The organism is Paenibacillus wynnii (genome assembly GCF_000757885.1).
GTDB lineage: Bacteria > Bacillota > Bacilli > Paenibacillales > Paenibacillaceae > Paenibacillus_AQ > Paenibacillus_AQ wynnii.
The window spans coordinates 2,771,844-2,789,729 of record NZ_JQCR01000002.1 but is presented as its reverse complement, the minus strand read 5'-3'; the positions used below and the strand labels follow the sequence as shown (position 1 = coordinate 2,789,729).

General features: G+C 46.3%; 23 protein-coding genes and 1 pseudogene. All 24 read right to left on the bottom strand.

What is annotated here, in order from left to right; genetic code table 11:
• A pseudogene (locus tag PWYN_RS15260) lies at positions 1-290 on the bottom strand (hypothetical protein); the annotation flags it as partial.
• 232 nt (positions 291-522) lie between these two features.
• Positions 523-999 carry a collagen-like protein gene (locus PWYN_RS30315; protein WP_036653086.1) on the bottom strand — a complete coding sequence of 159 codons (477 nt, stop codon included), beginning with the start codon at positions 997-999 and terminating at the stop codon, positions 523-525.
• 9 nt (positions 1,000-1,008) lie between these two features.
• The gene (locus tag PWYN_RS29770; protein WP_052087968.1) at positions 1,009-3,000 is read right to left on the bottom strand and encodes a Gp37-like protein; all 1,992 of its coding nucleotides are present in this window, start codon (positions 2,998-3,000) and stop codon (positions 1,009-1,011) included.
• A 3-nt stretch (positions 3,001-3,003) separates the two neighbouring features.
• Positions 3,004-3,666, bottom strand: a complete 663-nt coding sequence (locus PWYN_RS15245; RefSeq protein ID WP_052087698.1) for a hypothetical protein — start codon at positions 3,664-3,666, stop codon at positions 3,004-3,006.
• Positions 3,667-3,678: 12 nt separating this feature from the next.
• Positions 3,679-4,536, bottom strand: a complete 858-nt coding sequence (locus PWYN_RS15240) for a phage tail family protein (RefSeq protein WP_036648066.1) — start codon at positions 4,534-4,536, stop codon at positions 3,679-3,681.
• A 12-nt stretch (positions 4,537-4,548) separates the two neighbouring features.
• The gene (locus PWYN_RS15235; RefSeq protein ID WP_036648068.1) at positions 4,549-7,026 is read right to left on the bottom strand and encodes a hypothetical protein; all 2,478 of its coding nucleotides are present in this window, start codon (positions 7,024-7,026) and stop codon (positions 4,549-4,551) included.
• Between the two features lie 120 nt (positions 7,027-7,146).
• On the bottom strand, positions 7,147-8,154 hold the full coding sequence (locus PWYN_RS15230) for a hypothetical protein (protein ID WP_157261069.1): 1,008 nt from the start codon (positions 8,152-8,154) through the stop codon (positions 7,147-7,149).
• Positions 8,155-8,256: 102 nt separating this feature from the next.
• Positions 8,257-8,733 carry a hypothetical protein gene (locus PWYN_RS28170; protein ID WP_052087699.1) on the bottom strand — a complete coding sequence of 159 codons (477 nt, stop codon included), beginning with the start codon at positions 8,731-8,733 and terminating at the stop codon, positions 8,257-8,259.
• Positions 8,734-8,796: 63 nt separating this feature from the next.
• Entirely contained in the window at positions 8,797-9,000 is a 204-nt protein-coding gene (locus tag PWYN_RS15220; protein WP_036648075.1) for a hypothetical protein, read from the bottom strand.
• Positions 8,952-9,410: a hypothetical protein gene (locus tag PWYN_RS15215; RefSeq protein WP_036648076.1), complete on the bottom strand. Its 459-nt coding sequence runs from the start codon at positions 9,408-9,410 to the stop codon at positions 8,952-8,954. Before PWYN_RS15215 ends, PWYN_RS15220 begins: the two co-directional genes overlap by 49 nt.
• A gap of 70 nt (positions 9,411-9,480) precedes the next feature.
• On the bottom strand, positions 9,481-10,038 hold the full coding sequence (locus PWYN_RS15210; RefSeq protein ID WP_036648079.1) for a major tail protein: 558 nt from the start codon (positions 10,036-10,038) through the stop codon (positions 9,481-9,483).
• A gap of 2 nt (positions 10,039-10,040) precedes the next feature.
• Positions 10,041-10,379 carry a hypothetical protein gene (locus PWYN_RS15205; RefSeq protein WP_036648082.1) on the bottom strand — a complete coding sequence of 113 codons (339 nt, stop codon included), beginning with the start codon at positions 10,377-10,379 and terminating at the stop codon, positions 10,041-10,043.
• Complete coding sequence (locus PWYN_RS15200; RefSeq protein ID WP_052087700.1) at positions 10,376-10,813, bottom strand: HK97-gp10 family putative phage morphogenesis protein; 438 nt, start codon at positions 10,811-10,813, stop codon at positions 10,376-10,378. Before PWYN_RS15200 ends, PWYN_RS15205 begins: the two co-directional genes overlap by 4 nt.
• 2 nt (positions 10,814-10,815) lie before the next feature.
• The gene (locus PWYN_RS15195; RefSeq protein WP_036653081.1) at positions 10,816-11,160 is read right to left on the bottom strand and encodes a hypothetical protein; all 345 of its coding nucleotides are present in this window, start codon (positions 11,158-11,160) and stop codon (positions 10,816-10,818) included.
• Complete coding sequence (locus tag PWYN_RS15190; RefSeq protein WP_036648084.1) at positions 11,157-11,498, bottom strand: phage head-tail connector protein; 342 nt, start codon at positions 11,496-11,498, stop codon at positions 11,157-11,159. The genes PWYN_RS15195 and PWYN_RS15190 overlap by 4 nt, the downstream gene beginning before the upstream one ends.
• On the bottom strand, positions 11,482-11,682 hold the full coding sequence (locus PWYN_RS15185; RefSeq protein WP_036648087.1) for a hypothetical protein: 201 nt from the start codon (positions 11,680-11,682) through the stop codon (positions 11,482-11,484). The genes PWYN_RS15190 and PWYN_RS15185 overlap by 17 nt, the downstream gene beginning before the upstream one ends.
• Before the next feature lies 1 nt (position 11,683).
• Positions 11,684-11,998, bottom strand: a complete 315-nt coding sequence (locus tag PWYN_RS15180; RefSeq protein WP_157261160.1) for a hypothetical protein — start codon at positions 11,996-11,998, stop codon at positions 11,684-11,686.
• 44 nt (positions 11,999-12,042) lie between these two features.
• On the bottom strand, positions 12,043-13,083 hold the full coding sequence (locus tag PWYN_RS15175; protein WP_036653077.1) for a major capsid protein: 1,041 nt from the start codon (positions 13,081-13,083) through the stop codon (positions 12,043-12,045).
• Positions 13,084-13,106: 23 nt separating this feature from the next.
• Positions 13,107-13,478, bottom strand: coding sequence for a hypothetical protein (locus PWYN_RS15170; protein ID WP_036653074.1), 372 nt, complete (start codon positions 13,476-13,478; stop codon positions 13,107-13,109).
• A 19-nt stretch (positions 13,479-13,497) separates the two neighbouring features.
• The gene (locus tag PWYN_RS15165; protein WP_036653072.1) at positions 13,498-14,139 is read right to left on the bottom strand and encodes a phage scaffolding protein; all 642 of its coding nucleotides are present in this window, start codon (positions 14,137-14,139) and stop codon (positions 13,498-13,500) included.
• 106 nt (positions 14,140-14,245) lie between these two features.
• Positions 14,246-14,497: a hypothetical protein gene (locus PWYN_RS15160; protein ID WP_036653069.1), complete on the bottom strand. Its 252-nt coding sequence runs from the start codon at positions 14,495-14,497 to the stop codon at positions 14,246-14,248.
• Positions 14,498-14,549: 52 nt separating this feature from the next.
• Positions 14,550-14,765, bottom strand: coding sequence for a hypothetical protein (locus tag PWYN_RS15155; protein ID WP_036653066.1), 216 nt, complete (start codon positions 14,763-14,765; stop codon positions 14,550-14,552).
• Between the two features lie 12 nt (positions 14,766-14,777).
• The gene (locus tag PWYN_RS28165) at positions 14,778-16,430 is read right to left on the bottom strand and encodes a minor capsid protein (protein WP_052087967.1); all 1,653 of its coding nucleotides are present in this window, start codon (positions 16,428-16,430) and stop codon (positions 14,778-14,780) included.
• Positions 16,427-17,875, bottom strand: coding sequence for a phage portal protein (locus PWYN_RS15145; RefSeq protein ID WP_240479744.1), 1,449 nt, complete (start codon positions 17,873-17,875; stop codon positions 16,427-16,429). Before PWYN_RS15145 ends, PWYN_RS28165 begins: the two co-directional genes overlap by 4 nt.
• Positions 17,876-17,886: the final 11 nt, after the last annotated feature.

Genomic DNA, 17,886 nt, shown 5'->3' with positions numbered 1-17,886 from the left:
CTTGTTCTGCGCACCGTTATTCGGCATACTCCCGCAATAACTCCGGAGTCTGTTCCTAATGTATATCCGGTCAATACTTGAGCAACTGCTGCTGTTCCATACTCACCTCCTTCACCCTGTAAGATAAAATTTCCAGTGGTTGAATTGTACCTGATGGTATAGATACTCCCCGCCTTCAAGCTACCACTCACCAGCGCGCCTCCATTGGACTTCAGCACCGGTTTAACGCCAAGACCGTTTACATTTATCGTTACTGCTCCTGTATTTAAAATAGCATTTTTTGAACGCAACAGGTAGCCCATCAACATAAGCTGTTGCGGCAGGGTTAAGAGTGACTACTTTGGCATTTGCTGTACCTGTATCCGGTGCATAACGAACATGTGAGGTATCCACCACATGAGTATCAACAGTCTGGTCCATTGCTTGCAGTCACATTCCCCCCTTTTGTAAGAGGAAATAAATTATCCCATGCTGTATTTGCGCTGTTGCGTTGTGTCATTTGAAAGTTCTTATCTGCCATTATTAAACCTCCTTATACCAAAAATCGCCCGATAATGGGCTTGTTGGTGCTAGTGTTGCCATGGTTATTTTGGCCAAATTCGTAGGTTTGCTAAGTACATTCGCCCATTCCACGCTATCGGCCACAGCCGCTCCTGGTTCCCCCTGATCCCCTTTAGGACCCTGAGGGCCGGTTAATCCAATGTTCCCCTGTGCACCAGTGTCTCCCTTTGGTCCAATTGCACCGGTGTCACCCTTCACTCCTTGTAATCCTTGGAATCCTTGTGCCCCTTGTGGACCTACTTCCCCGATGTCTCCCTTCACGCCTTGGATGCCCTGCAGACCCTGAATCCCTTGAGCACCTGTCGCACCCTTGATATTGCCTCGAAGCGTCCACACTGCTGCGGGCTGTTTTTCTCGGATATCCCACGTTGATGTATTAATGTGAAAATCTCCACTGACTCCAAGGGTATTCGCGGAACAGCTGTGCTTGAATACCATGTTTTTCCGTCAGCACCCTGCGCACCAGCCAATCCCTGTTATCCCTTGTATCCCTTGTATCCCCTGCGATCCTGTGTCTCCTTTCAAACCTTGCACACCTTGTAGTCCGGTATCCCCTTTTTCACCTTTTAAGCCAATGGTTACATTTACCGTTTCAATGTATTCGACCAGTATATCCGTCCCGGTCATAACACCTACAGGAATTTCAAAGCTCGTAGCTGAAGTCTCTACCAAGGCAGCGTTCACTTGCTTCTGACCGTGCAAATACCAGAAAAGCGTATTTGTTCCTGGATTATAGCTACCCTTTGTTAAATTAAATAGGGTTTGCCCAGCTTGGACCGTAAAGATTTCCTGTTTAATCGTGATGCATTCCGGATTACTATTGCCGTGCAAAGTTCCGTCCGAAGCTATGGTTAAATTATTACCTACCTTCACGGCGCCTAAGGTTGTTATCGTAGCAATATTGGTAGGTCCCGCCGGTCCCTGGGAACCCGTATCGCCTTTGTCCCCTTTTACACCCTGAATGCCCTGATCTCCTTTAGCCCCCGCCGATCCGGTCAGTCCTGTATCTCCTTTGGGTCCCTGAACACCGGTTGCTCCAGTATCACCTTTTACGCCTTGAATGCCCTGCGGCCCGGTATCACCTTTTGGACCCTGGACACCTGGAGCGCCCGTATCTCCTTTAACACCAACAAGGCCCTGCGCACCCTGGATACCAGGATCTCCTTTAAGCCCCTGCGGCCCAACAGCACCCGTATCCCCCTTTGGCCCTTGTAGACCTTGAGGACCTGTTGCTCCGGGATCTCCCTTAGGGCCTTGTAAACCGATTGGACCTGTGTCGCCCTTGGGACCCTGCGGTCCTGCTGGGCCCTGTTCTCCTGTGCCCCCAGATTGTGACATGATCTGCGGGCGTTTTATTTCGCTCTGCAACTGACGGACTACAGTAGTGATGGTCGGGATCTCGTCACCAAACTGCACCTCTACTTTATAATCCTCTTCGTAGATTTCCCGCACTTCAGTGATGCGGGTATCCATTGAAACACCCCAATGGGCATCCCGTAGAGTAACGATGTCACCTAGGAACCAGTCCTGCTCAAAAATGAAACTACCCGTCTCCACCACAGCACCCTCAAAGGTTTGCACACGCTTATACTCCGCGAGCTTCTGTTGACCTATGGTGGTCAGCTCATCGACATCCTCTGCGCTTGAAGCATCGATGTATACCTCTCGGCGTTCAATTCCCGTGCCGGCACCAACGGCAAGCACAAGCTGATCCGCTTCCTCGCCTTTTCCCGCAGCATAACCTACATTCCTGAATTGACTATCCGAATCCACAAACTTTTGACTGGTGACATTTTCAAACTCCGTCGAGAAAATAACGGGCGGGTAAATGTCTTGCTTATCGGTGATATTCCGGCCCGTCAGTATGTCGAAAGTGACTCGTTTCGTCAGTACATTCAAACTTGTGAACCAACCCATATCGCAGAAACTCGCAATCTGACCGGTTACCCCTAGTAGTGGCTCATACCTTGTCTGCCAAGGCGTTTCTATTCCTCGGCCTTGATCTGTGGCAATATCAAAAAACGGAATCTTCCGCGCGGCGTAGATGCCGGTTGCGTAAGTTCCGTTGACAAGGTGATTATTCACATAATGCTTCATGACCGTTTCTGCCGGCCCCCGAATGCGATCATAGGTATCGGACACCGTGACACGTCGGTCCAGGATACCCCCTAGTGTCCTACCTTTTACGACAACAGTCTCGATTCCCTGCTCTGTAAGGTACAACTCCCGGCCCTCAATCATTCCGGATCGTTGGCCGTCATTATCAATCATTATGAAACAATCTTTTTGAAGAGCATCAGCATATTGTTTATTTACGGCGATGTGCAGTTCAAATTCTCCTTCACGGTAAAAACGCCGTGTAAACTGCAGGCTTTCATGGTTGTCAATTTCACCAATCCAATTGAATTCGATGTCGTAAATGCGTACGATTCCAGCCACAGCTTACACCCCCGTATGCATCCAAACATCACCCGCTATAGGGTTTGCTGGTGCTGTATCCCCTACAGCAAGCCGATTCCCGACCGTATTCTGTATGGTTGCAAACCAGCTATCCCAGGCAGACTGTATGCTGGCTAAAGAGCTGTTCCAGACATTCCACATTTCTGCTGCTGGAATGCTAATTAAGCTCGATACCAGGCCAGCGGATGTAAGGCGCTCATCGGTGATATCCGCCACAGATAGTGTAGTTGCCCCTTTTCTAACATGAATTTGAGCTAGCCCTAATTCTTTGACCGTGGCTGTAATTGTTAATGCGGGCACCACAGGGTTACTTGCTGCGATTCCTTTCTTAATGACAACCTTAATCTCTCGGGCAACCTCGTCAAATCGCAACGCGACCCGATCAATACGGTCAAGCATGGTGTCTGCTGGCGCAAGGGTTTTGATCAGCAACGAATCATTATGATACATGTACCCCCGAATCAACGCGTAGCCACTCTCAATGCTGCAGTTTAAACCTGCGTCTGTTACTACACGTAAGCCCGCATTGCCATTTTCAGTATACAAGCCGTCCGACAAAAACAATCCAAAGTACTCAGCATAGTCGGCTGCTGTATATTCCCGAATATCCGATTCCGTGGAATTAAAGAACCTGAACTTCTCCATATGTCACCCTTTCTACGCCCCGAAATATCGGTTGCGATAATTAATAGATATCGCAAACGGTTCAATTCCTTCTGGGTCGTCGCTTGTGTATTTCACAATATTATCCCCAGGCTGCAAACTCCAAAGGGAACTGTTTGGATCTATCCAGTGGAGCACATTAACTTTGGATCCGTTTGGCGCTTGGATCTCTACACGCTTATTACCGAAATGCGTGGTAATCGTGAGTTTGTCCCCACTAAGTAATACTCGGTTTACTTTGATATACCTATCAATACTATGATTAGTGATACAAGGGTTTGTGGCGGGTCCATAGATTTCAATCCTTACCGGAGTATCAACATCACCCTCATTTATCACATTTACACTCTTTGCCCCGCGGGTAGCGAATTGGTTCGGAAACCGAACCGGAAAACTCAGCCCACCAATCCATGTCGCAATAAGATCCGAAGAATCAAATTCATCCAGTAAATACGGATCCGGACAAAGGAACGAGGCGGTGAACAACTGGTTATTTGCATATCGTTCCCCCCATATAGGGCCCGATTCAGCAATACCACCAATCGTATAGGCCCTGTCATCATTTTGATAAACCAGTTGTCCCATTATTTTTGGGTTAAGAATTTGAGACAGTTGGCGACGAAGGGCATAAAGCTCATCCCTACTATTTGCCAATATCGCTCCCTGGATAGAGAGCAAACGGTCTTTAATCGCTACCCGGTACACCGTAGATCCATCCTGGAAAGGACCAGTCGTCTTCCGGACATCCGTATCCACACTTCCTATTCCATCAATATGTGAAAGAATAAAAGGTCGGAGATTCTCAAAGACAACCTTACCCCCTCGGTCATTCGTATAGCTTAATTTCTGCATTGTTCCTCCTCCCTACACAAGTGATTGTGCTGCTAAACGTGCCGCTCTAGAAATATCAGATGGGGAAGTCACCGGCGTATTAAATGTTTGGCTGACCGATACTACTGTGCCCTGTACCACTGGTGGAACAGAGTTGACCGCACCTTTAGCCTTTTGCTCAGCTGCAGCCTTTTTGGCGTCAGCAGCCTGATTAAGAACGGCCATTGCTGAATTCCTAGCGGCGTCGATCTGAGAGTTAATACCGGCAATCAAGCTGCTGATCTGATCCACTTTAACCTTGAAACCTTGGTACATCTTCTCTCCCAATGTCTGACCCGTGATATGGTAAGAGTCACCAAAATCCGTCAGTAACTTCAGAATATCCTTCTGCTGGTCTTCAATAATCATTTTCTCAGCTTCAGCCTGCAGGTTTTTGGCTTCCAATAGTTTTGCATAATGAGCCTGCGTATCTATGAGTTGTTTTTCCAGAGAAGCCTTCTGAGCCTCATAGACATTATTAATCCGGACTTGGTCCGCTTCGTAATCAGCTTCCATGAGTTCCTTCTTGTCGAGCAGTTGCTGCTTAATGGCATCGGTCTTTGCCTTTAGCTGATCTTGCAGTGTTTTCTTCTCTTCGTTAAGAACATCTTTCTTATCAGACAACTGTTCTTCCTGACGCCGCTTCTCTTGCTCAGCCAGGACCCTATTTAATTCCTTTTGAAGTTGTGCCCGATTGTAATCGTCATGCTCGTAATCAATTTTTGAAGTAAGTTGTCCAATTTTCTTGGCATCCTCAGCATCAACATCGGCTCGATTCTTCTGCTTTTGAGCATCTTCAAGGGCATCCAATTCCGCCTGAATCGCATCGATTTGAGCATTGAGCACTCTGTCCAGTGCGGCAATTTCAGCTTCTGAAGCATCCTCAGCAGCTTTTACTCGGGCTTTGTAAGCAGACTGGACAACTTCAAGTTGTGCCTTCTTCCACTCCTCATTTGCCGCCTGCGCTGCTTTAATGCTGTCTTCTTGTAATCGTTTCTCTTCGGTGTACTTTGCTTTGAGAGCATCCTGAACGCCTTTAGCGAGGTCATTGATACCATCGATTTGAGCTTTTTTCGTGTCCTCAGCGTAATCCTTTTGCAGTTGCAGTCGTTCATTTGTGGCCAATCGGATTTCCTCAGTAATTTGTCGCTCAATTCCCCTTTTCTCAGCCGCGGTATACCTATCATCAGCAAGTACTTTTGCTAGATAGGATTTATTTAAATAGATTTGATCATTATATAGTTTGTCCTTCAGCTTATAGGCTTCAGTATCGGATAAATTCTCACGAGCGACTCGATCCTCATAAGCTGCCTTTAACTGATCGCTTACATATTTAACAGCATCTGTACGGGCCTGTTTCTCGGCAGCAATCTTTCTCTGAGTGACTTCAAAAATCATATCATCAATTTGTTTACGTTCTTCTGCAGAGTCGGCATATAATTTCCGAATCCGTTGTAACCGTTCAATCTCCTGCGCCTCATTTAATTTACCAAGTGTCACAGACCTGTTGTAATCATCTAGCGCTTTCTCTAAGGACGCGTCACCCATTGTCTTCTTGACTGCATAAATCCGTTCTTCGATATCCATCCGCTCGTCGCCAGTCTTCACATACTTCGATTGGATGTTTTGGAGCATCTTCAGTTCCTCCGCCACGGCGAGCTGATCAAGGGCTTTCAAGTGTTCCAACTTCTTGTAGGCTTCATCTAGTGCCGTGTTTTCGTAGGCTTTAGGGGTACTTGTCTTTGTCTTAGGGATGTCAGGGTACTTAGGTGCAATGACTGGGGTAACTCCATATCCCTCGACTTTAGTTGGATCGGGAGCTTCGACGAGAGCTTGTAAAGCAGCCGCTTCTCCGCGTAACCTCGCAAGTTCATCGTTCATTCTTTTCAATGCTGCTTCAGCCAACCCCGAACTTCCGGTTATGTGTGTAATGGCGGTTGCTATCATAATAGCGGCCTCTTGCTTAGCTATGGCTGTTTTTGTTTCTTGGCTAGCCGATATTGCTTTTACTTTAATGCTTGCCCATTCTAGTGCAACCTCGCGCTCCTTAACAATGAGAAGGCCTTGAATAGCATCCGCGTTTATTCCTACCGCTGAAGAAAACTGAGGAAACTGCTTGGCTAATTCTTGTTGAGCTGATGTCCAGTCTGCCGTACCTTCTTTCGCTGCCTTATATTGCTTCAGTAAGTTTTTAGACTGAAGGATTTCAGCTGCTTTTACGGCTACTGTACTTGCACTATCGCTAACTTGGGAAGCAGAAAGAATTTTTGACTTTTTAACCGCATCGTCTATCGCTTTGTTTAAATCCATCTGTACATCTCTTAGTTTTTGCGTGGTTACCGCAGCAATCTTCCCGTTCTTGTCAATAAAATCCAGAGATATTCCGAACTTATTGGCTGTCTCTTCAAGATCTTTCATGGAGATATGCAAATCGCGAGCAGCAGAATCCAATGCGCCGATGTTATTACCCATAGCAGCTGAATCGCTTTCGGCAGCTACGCTAGTTAAAGCTTCGTAATACCGGATCAGTTCATCGATGGCGGCAACCTTTTCTTGATAGACATCTATTTCATTCTCTTGAATACCCTTTTCCTAAACCCGTTGTAGATCATCTTGAGCCTTTTCTAATTCTTCAGTTGCAACCCTATTGTTGTGGATAGCTACTGTAACAGCGGCGAATGCAGCAGCAACTCCTGCAAGGATGAGGATCACAGGGTTTGTAACTAGACCTATCATGGCAAGCTTTGCTGCTTCCGTAGCAGCTCCGAAAACAGCAATCAATCCCGTAAAGGTTGCGCCTAATGTTGTAATTGCCGCCACGGCCTCAGGATTATCTTTAACAAAAATGCCGATGGTATCAATAACTGGCTTAATCACACCTACCAAAACTGATAAAACAGGTATTAGTGAAGCTCCAAAATTCTGCGCAAGAACCAACGTGGAGGCTCCTAACGCTGCCTGCTGTCCTGAGAAAGTTTGTGTGTATAAAGCAGCATTGCCTAGCTGATGCTGCGTTTCTTTCATAATGCCGTTATACTCGGCCTGCCGCTTCTCCGCTAGGGTTAACTCCATATATGACTTGCCGAGTTCTTTAGCGTATTCTTTCCACATCACCGACACATTCTTGGTTACACCAGCATTATCAACGAGAATTGAGTTCTCATTTTTTAGACCCTCAGTAGCTGACTGAATGGCATACCCAAATGTGAGTGAGGCTTGCCGTCCAAAGGCAGCTGAGTCCTTGAAGCGATTCATGATATCAACGGCTTCTTCAAGACCAAACCCTCGTGATAATAGATTTTTAAGTCCAGTAGCAGCATTGGAAACTGGCATTAAACCATCTGAAGTTAATTGAGCCATTGCCTTTTGCAAACCAGACACGCTATTACCCGTATTCTCAGCTATTGATTTCAAGCCCAACATGGCGTTTGTTGACTCATTATAGGCGGATACGCCTTTCATAATTGCCGCAACGATCATAGCAAATGCAGCAGCGCCCACTACACCTGTTTTCGTATAGGCCGCTTGGAGTTCTTCTTGGTCAGCCGCTCGGCGGGTCTGGTCTTGGAGACGCTGCAATTCCCTTCTTGCCTGTTCCATCCCTCGCTCCAGCGCATCGGTGCGTAGTCGGATGTTTACTATCATATCGCCTAAATCCATATTTCCACCTGCCTTTTTGACAATAAAAAAGAGCCTTTCGGCTCAATCGATTACAATGTATCGTTCTCCCTGTGAAACAAGCCTCTTTTTACATGTTGGACATGTGACCCCAGTTTCATTGCCTATAATGGAAATGGAATGGCTGCAAGAAGGACAGATTAGCTTTTTAGAATTCCTCATATGCAATGCTCCATATATAGGCATGCCAATTGAGGCTAAGATAAGAGGGATACCAAGCAAAGCTCCTATTCCAGTTAAAGAGAGCACTATTCCAACTGGAATTCCGAATATCAGGCACCCTACTCCAAATACAAAACCTTCTTTAGTTTGCTTGAATTTATCGGCATCGTTCAATTCAGACTTTTGCCCTTTTTTTCTCTCTAAATGTTCCTTGAAATAATCGATTGTTTCTTCCTTCTCGTAAGGAATAGCATCTTTAATCGAGGCGTTGCAGTTTATACAATACATATCAGAACCATTATTTTTAGTACCACACTTAGCACAAAGCTTATACGCCATATACATTCCCCCGGCACAATCAAATTTTGAATCTATTGTACCAAATAAAGGAATAGCGGGATATTAGAAAAGTTCATCAGCAAAGACTTCTTCATCGTTCGGTTTCTCTGAGGGCATCTGCATCTTATTATGCTCCTGGAGGATTACCATAAACTCATCGAGATAATAGTCTTCTAGTAATGCCCGCTTCCCAATTCCGATAGACTGGGCTGCGGCAATTATTTTTTGGAGCCAAGCTTCAGAGCCGCCAGCGGATTTGCTTTCCATCCCCCCATCATCATTTTGATTTGGACGAAAAAATCCGTCATATCATTAACAGCCCAAAAAGCCCGCAACACCTCCAACAGTTCTTTCGGTGTCAAGTTGTCCTGGAGATGTTCAAACTCAGTATCGATCAGCTCCGCCACAAGCCGCAGGAACTGCTCCGGCACTACACGCAGCAATCGGGATACCAACTGATACACCGTATCTTCGTCAATGGCCTTCAGCTTGTCGAGGACCTGATCGGGCTTCATCCCCGGAAACAATTCCTTCAGCATGATCTCAGGCAGGTTCTCTATAGCATGCAGAGCTTTGATATATTGACCGAGTGGTAGCTTCTTCACCTTAATCCCGTGCAGCATCTGATCTTGTGGCAGGGAGGCGGTAATACTTTTGTCTCTCTTAAAATTGAACATTTATTTACCTTCTTCCATCGTAATTTTACAAAGAGAAAGAGCCCGACAATAGCCGAGCTCGATTGTTTATTTATGCAGGGATAGGAGTGAGTGTTTCCAACCAAGTGAGATCCGCAGCCGTTGTGGTATCCTTCATGTCTTTTACCAGGTTGTTCTTTTTCACTTGAGTAACCTTGCCTTTAATCTCAATCGCTGTAGCAGAGTCTCCAGTACCTTTAGTATTGACTGCATCAGCGATGGCAGAGCATCGAAGAGCGTAGACCTTGAACATCCGGTAATTTCCGTCAGAAGTGAGCGCCTGAAAAGAGATTCCAATCTCAGGAGCTACGTTATCCGCATGGAAGGAATAGACCTTCGATGTTGTATCGTAGGTTCCACCTTCGAAGTGAGCCCGGATCTCCAGAGGCAGTTCCGCAAGTGTAAGTGTAAAATTGAATCCATTCAAATCCGTTCCTGCTTCATAGACAGAATCATCCGCGTTAATGGACCAATCAGAGGAATCTGGTTCCATGCTGCACGTTTGGGCACCTGAAACGGGTACCGCCACACCAGCTGTATATCCTGTGGCATCATTCTTAGTAATCGGGAACAACTTCAAATTCTTAAAACCTTTCAAAATCTTAGCCATTGTCAGGCCTCCTTCATAATGGTATATCTCAGAATCTTTCGTTTCACTTCACCAGACAAGTCATCCGTTCCAAATGTACGCCAGAATCCCATACCCTTCATAAGCTCATCCACGCCCTGTGAGAGAGGTTCAATTTGTTCCGTACCATTTCCCCAGACTTGGATATAAAACTCGATGTATGCCTCTGCCGCTTCGTCGTCGCTGGCATTAGCGTCTTGGTTAGTCGCTTCATAAAAGGTAATGGACGGCAACGACGGCATAGACTCCGGGTAATCGGTTGTAACCGGGTAGCCCAGTGTTTTTAAAGCCTCTTTAATAGTCGGCTTCATATTAGTCATCATTTTGCTAGCAGCCTCCTCAGCTCAGCGGCGACCGCGTATTTAACGTTGTATTCATTTCTCCGAAGTGCCGGGAGTAGGAACGGCTGCGGTTTCATCCCTTGGGTGGTTACCCACTTGCCGTTTGGCAGTTTAAATCGCCACGGTGTTTGTCGGCCCTGGCCGTTGGAGGCATGAATACCGGTACCCAGCTCCACATAAGGGGCATAATGGACGTTGGTCCCAACCTCACAAACAATTTCATTTCCTCTGTCGATAACCTTGCGACCTATCCGCGCTCTTAGATGGCCTGTATCACCAACCGGTGCAAGCCGCTTGGCATCCCTTTCCACAATAAGCCCGCCTTTATCCATAGCCTTTAGGGATAAAAGTTTCACATCTTTGCCTGCTCTCAGTAACTTTGCCAAGGTGTCTGATATATCGATCTCTATCTCCACCGTTACCGCCTCCTCAGCAAGCACTCATAATGTTCAGGCCAAGGGGTAACACTCACTACAATGTAATCTGGCTCACCCTCTCGATTTGTCAGGTACGCTCCAACTCCTTCTACCAAACTGTCATTGGGCCGGCAGAAAATCCGGTCTTGGCAATCCAATTGAAGGCCATACTCCTGCAGTGCTAGAGCGCTACTAAATGGCTCCTTGTATGCTTCGGTGTAATCCGAACCCGACCAGACCGTAACCTCTCCACCGTGCGGACCGTCCTCCAATGTGCTGGACTTGAACCACAACTCAGCGTTTTTGATTAGCGGAAAGATAGTGGTAAAGTACCCGCCCCCTATCATAACGTCCTCATCCGGCGGTAACGGTTAAGCTGCGGACGAAAGGCATCAATCATTTGATCAATGCCTCCGCCGCTTTTGTTGTCAGCAAATTCTGTCCGGACTCCCCCGACCGTGATTGCCTTAACTGTCCGCTCTGTGTTGGTATCCATTTGCTGGCTCCGGTATCGTTTAAGAGTAATCTCTATTGCCACATCCTCTAGCCCAGGCGGTAACTCCGAGAGATTACAGTAATTCAGGATTTTTCGTACCGTGCTATTCAGTAAATATTCAAGGAGATAGTCTTGATCCGTCGCTCCATCCAATTCCAATCCCAGCAGCAGTTTAAGATTTCTCAGCATCGGGATCAGCTCCCTTTTCCTTCTTTGATGTTACGGCGGGTGCTGTCGCTTCGTCCATAGCGAAACCCCGGGACCGAAAGTAGCCTAACGCTTTGGCATCCTCCGTTTCACCAATGCCATTTTCAAAGCGGACCCCCGCGATCACTCCGGTAAATTTCTTATCAGCCGCCTTAACCTTTGGCATCTTACTCGTCCTCCTTCGCTTTCTCCGCCTCATGGATGGCTTCCTGGATCACTGCTAGCACTTCATCTTTCTTGCTTGCTTCCCCAAGATCGATATTGTTCTCCTTAGCGTAAGCTTTAAGAGCCGGAAGCTTCATTTCTTCCAGAGATACGTCTGCCTCATCAAATTCCGGCACATCATCACGGCGGATTACACCGTCCTTAATAAGGGCATCGATTTCAGTAGGTAAGATATGAATAGATTCTCCGGCTTTATAAAACCGTTTGTTGTACTTGGCCCCGGTAATCAATGGAACTTCAATACGTTTCTCGGACACGCATATCATCCTTTCAAATAAAATAGGAGAGGCTAAGCCCCTCCTTAAACAACCTTGGCAATAAAGATGTTGTCGATAGTCTCAAACGACGGCAACGTGATCGCTGAAACAATTGTTTCGACGTTCACAGGGTGCGGCTGTTTAATAGTAGTGATAGCAACGCCGGTGTTAACAATAGAAACTTCTGCGCTGGTTGCACCGCTCATCAGGTCGGCTTCTTCTGGAGTTGTACCAAACCATGTTTTTCCCAAAAATCCATCCGGAATTAACGTGAAGTAATCATCTGGGTAGAATAAGTGATTGCTGCCATCTTGCAGAGCATACTTCTTGTTATATACTGCGATGGTCACTCCCAGTTTAGTCTCCAAGTATTGCCGCATAAGCGCATCAGTCATAATGATGTTTTGTCCACCCAGCGGATTCATGTCCAAGCGGATTTTTTCATTTGCCAAGATGTTATTCCATGTTTTACGGGTACAAATTGCCTTAGTTGGCCGGACACCTTGCTCATCTTCGATCGTATCCTGCCACTCCTTAATATCTGCAACGATATTAGCGGTCGGATCATCCCATTTATCTGTGCCTGTGAGAGTGGTCTTGTGTCCCGCCTTCATCTTGTAATCATAATCCAGATCGATCCGATTAGCAGTGATTCGAATCTTGCCAGAAGAGAGGAGTTGCATGCGCATGCGTTCTGCATTGACTTCAGCTCCGCTTACCAGGCTGGCTCGGTCATCATAGATCTGTTTGATCAGAGATTCGACATAAGCGCCATTCTGAGACTCTAATAGTCTCATCAACTCTTGGCGGTCCTTCTCTTTCAGGAGCATAGCTTCACGGAAAAACGGCATTTCAGTCTCTACTTTGCCAAATCCGATTCGATCCCTCAATGTAGCCTTTGTATCAAATTCTGAAGGCATCAGAGCGACTGGCAATCCACCTGCACCTTTGATCCACCCGAGATCAAGTCCTAGTTTCTTCGATGCTGGGAACAGCGTGGCACCCAAATACGGGATTGTGTTTGATGGATTAGCAGCGATATAAGCCGCGATCTCTGGAGCTCTTACTAAATCTTGAATATTCATAGTTAATTGTCACCTTCCCTTTCTTAGTCGATGAATGCGATCTGCTTCAATGCTACAATTTCCTCAGCGGTAGGAGCAGTCGGGATTTTATTTTTATTAATGAACCCATGAAGAACAAGAGCACCTGGAGCCGGACCGGACGTTACATCGGTATCGTTCAAAAGCACGCCCTCGGCGTTCGATACCCCTGTTGTAGTGGTTGCTTTAACAGCGAGTACAGTATCGTCAGCAAGAATTCCCCCTCCAAGGATGGTGCCAGCACGAACAATTTTCTTGCCGTCAGCATTTGCCGTAACGCCAGCGTTACTCACAGTGATTGCTACCGCGACATAGTGATCAGGGAATTTAAGAATTTCTTTCTTGTTTCCGTATGTTGTTTCTATGAATTTACTCATTTTGATTTATCCTCCGTTCTTATTTGAAATAACTTTCTCGGGCCGTATCCAGCCCTTCATTACCTTTAGTGGATTCAGCCAATTGCTTTCCAAAGTAACCGACCTTATCATCACCTTGATCGCCCTTGGACTGATCCTTACCATCCAACAGTGAGGTCCCTTTAAATTTGAAGCCTCCACCGCCGCCCTTATCCTCGTTTTTAAACAAGTAGGCATCCGACGTTTGTAAAACTTTGAGCTGATCGTCCAGTCCAACCACCTTACCGTCATCGCCGATGACCAACTTCCCTTTATCAATCAGCCCGGTAACAACCTTTTCGTTATGCACTTTGCCATTAAGGGCGGTTGTGATAGCATTGTTGAGCGCCATTTCCTTGAGATCAGCGTCATACTGCTCCTTTGCGGTCTTATTAGCGTCCTGCAGCTTCGTAATTTCGGCTTTCAATGCCTCCGAAGCGTTGGCATCTTTACTGAGCGCTTCAAGTTGTGTATCGCGGTCCGTGATGTCTTTCTCCAGCTTCTTCTTGGTTTCAGACAGATCGTTGTACTGCGACTTCGGTACAAAATGCTTAGGGATCTCCTTACCAGCATCCGCAATGGCTCCGTCAATCTTAGACTCTTCAACGCCCAACTTCTTCAATAATTCCTTAAGCCAATCCATATATGATCAACCTCCATAGATTTATATAGCTGCTCTCCAGCTTTGGGAGTGAACCGATATGCTCCGGTTCATGAGCGAATAGGCCCTCGGTAGTCTCATCCGGGGCCTAACGTTTCTTTTCTCGCTTCCAAATATCCGAGATTACCATGTGGTTGCCTATTGGCGTCTTCATAATTCCTACCCTATTTAACCAGTGATACAACTCTACCCGACACGAACGGAAGGCTATGAAAATAAGCATGAAGGGATAAGCCCACCATCTACATAAACGCAGCATGCGCGTCCAGTAATCAATTTCCCACGCAACCCACCCAATGCTGGGCGGCTTACTTCTAAACTCATCGAAGCTAATCTTCATAGCATCCTCCTCTTAGCCAATATAAAAAGCACCCTCGCAGTTGGAAGGTGCCTTATATAAGAACTTTTATTTGATTTGCCTGTTCGTCAGTGATTTCCTCATACTCTAGATCTTCACCAACGAAAATCTTGCATTGATCAGGATCCGGTATCCATGCCTTGCTCGCCACATCATATCGTTCAAAGTTTCCATCAATGAAGCGATACATCCGCAATGCTGTTTCCTCTTCTTTTTCATATCCATATACAAAATAAAAGTCTTCTGGCATGCGTTCGCCTCCTTATTTGATCTTGTCGATATTCCTAGGCTTCTCCAATTCAGCGGACATTTTAAACATTTCCTTCGTTAGTTCTGCCCGGCGTGTCGGCGAGGTACTGTCTAAGCGGTATTCCTCATAAAGCTTATGAAGTGGTCCGTTCTTGAGGTCAAAGCTCTGCGGTGTATGAAACTGCACCTCAAACCGTTGCCCTGCAGGACTGGTGAATATGGCGTTAATGCCCTTGTAGGGATTCCTCTTGTCTTCCCAGGTGTTTTTCATCTTATGAATAGAGTATCCTTTGGACTCAAGTTCTGATTGAATGCGGAAGTACGAATCAGTCAATTTATCACCCGAAGTCTGATAGGTGTATCGTATAACATCGTTTGTGTTAGCGATGGTATGACCAATTATCTTAGCATCAAGGCTATTATTACTGTCTGAATTGACTTTGCGTAAGTAGGACTCTTTAGTTTTCAACCGGTATTCCAGTCCAACCAGCTCTGTCTCTGCCTTCTTAGCGATCTCCTTCAGATGAGCGGTAATTTCCGGTTCATTTGCCGTGATTTTCGCATAGGCATTCAGCTTCCGATAATCGCCTTTAGCCTTATTCCAACCCTCAATATTAGTATACTTCAACTCTTGGAACTTGGAAAACGCTCTTGGTATTTCCTTACCCAAAATTCCTCGATATCGGGTATGCTGCTTTTCATCAGCCGCTTGATTCCTGAGTTGAAGTTGTGCCAGATCCGCTTTATCTTGTCCGTGCTTATCGATAACATATTGTTTGTACCAGTCAGGGTACTTCATATCAGCCGGAACAAGATCTACCTTACCTGTTACTGGATCTCTTGCACGTCTTTCTCCAATGCCTGCAGTTTCATCAATCACTGGGATCGTAGTGGTTCGGCAACGCGCATGAAAAGGTGGATAATTGCTCCCTACTCTGACTTCAGACACTCTGTACCGTCTGCCATCTTGCTTACGGCAGATTTGGCTTGTTCGTCCATCCAGGGTAGCCAGTATCTGATATTCATCCAATCCCGCTGACTTATAACCCTCAGCTGTCCCTTGGCCGGCTACATACGCTGTTTCAGTCTGCACAAGAGTAACGGCATGATGCTTGGATACTTCCATCTTGGCAGCGAGCATTTCAGCCATTTGATTCGCACCCAAGCCTCTTACAAAGCCTTGATTGAGGGTATCCTGTAGTGTAACAGCCAGCTTCTCTTTATCCCGCCATATACGGTCTGAGAACTTCGCTCCGCTCCACGGGTAATTAAGAATCTCCTTAACTCTCTCTGGTTGTGGCAATAGAAATGAAGCACCTATACCTGTAAACTGCTGCACGTTAAAGATCGTCATAGTATAGGCATCCTTGAATGCTTTTTCCAGTAATGTAGTCATCTTCCGCTGCTCAATATCTCCTAAATCCCGCAGTTGGTCACCAATCTGCCGCTGAAGGGCGTTCAGCCGATTCCCCTTAACCGCATCCACATGCCTAATTGGAGCATCCCCTACAAACGTACGTGCATAGAAGGCCAACATCTCCTTCTGTACTGCGTCCAAGGCAGCAGCGTAAGCCTGAATCATCTCAGCTTCTACAATGGCCGCTGCTTTCTCAGCCTGTATGAGGACCAGTTCAGACCGCTTCTCCCAGTACTTCTGGTTGTTCATTCGTCATCATCCTCCGGTGGATCTTTCTTCCCACCGAATTCACCATATCCAGAGTATTTCATCTCAACTTCTTTTTGTTTTTTAATCCGGTTGAGTTCTTCTTGGGTGTCGCTGGTCCATGGATGATTGGCGACAATGGTTTCATCAGATATGACGCCTTTGCTATTAGAAGCATTGGTAATGGATTCTGTTTCATTGATGATAATGTCTCGGTTGAATATGAACTCAACGGATTCCTTCTCGAAGTCACCTTTGCCGGTATTAGCTAGATGCTGATTTACAAACCATAGCAGTTGCTCCATACTGGCCTGGAACTCCGTCTCGATGATGTTGGCATCCATGTCTAGATCAGCAAACAGGAAGCGTAGTGCTATACCGCTTGGGCTATTGCCCAACTTATCTGATTGCGTATCCACGCCTCGACCGAACTCATAGATATCCTTCCGGGTTTGGCTGAGATGTGAGTTAGCGGCTTCCACATTAATGTTCAAGTTAATGGATTCCACTCCACCATCACCCTGTACCTTAACCATCCGGAGTACCGATATGTTCCTCCGAGCTTCAGCTAAGTCAGTGCCATCATAGTTCTTGAGCACATATATACTTTCAGGCAAGTCTTCGAGGTTATTGGAATTATCGGAGCGCCGGCGATCGTAATCATCCGACAGAGACTTTACCATTTTGACGAGCGGTATTTCCTCATCGTTGTACTTGAATGGGATGATCGGTATCCTCTGCCAGTTCAGCTGCACTTCTTGATCCACTTGTACCGCCTTGAAGTGGCTGCCGCTTTGGTTATCTGGATCCTCAACAAGCTTACTCCCATCCTGCATGTATCGCTTAACGCCGGTAGCGTCCCAGAACTCAACTTTCTTCACTGTCCGCTTTCGAGTGCCTTCGTAAACCTCGATCTCATATACCCGAATGATCGCCTGCAGCTCTGTGTGAGCAGCGTCAATCCATAGCGGGATAATTTCTTCAGACGGCAAAATTTTGAACCTTAATTCACTGGCATCATTATAGTATACCTGGAGCCAGGCTATACCCTTGTTTATCGCGCCTTTGCCAACGTTTTTCAACAGCCGTAAGAATCCTTTATTAAAGATTTCTTTAAGCAGCTCCTGATATTTGGTGTTCTCGGTCTGAATACTCAGCGGTTTACTCAGTAAGTAGCCAACCTTCTGATCCACCAGCTTCCGAACAAATCCATGAGCCAGTTTATTATTGGATAGGGTTTTGATTTCAATCTCCGCCCCGCCCTCTCCTATCCCAGTTCGCTTCCGATTCAGGATATCAAGGTTCATTTCATAATATTGCTGGCCGGTTATCATGAACTTGCGCTGTTCCTTACCTTCCCACTCCGATACTTCCCGCTGAATGATTTCCTCCAGCTTCATCGGAGCGTTTGATTCAATTATCCGGATGATTTCTTGAGTTATGCTCAATATGTTTCCTC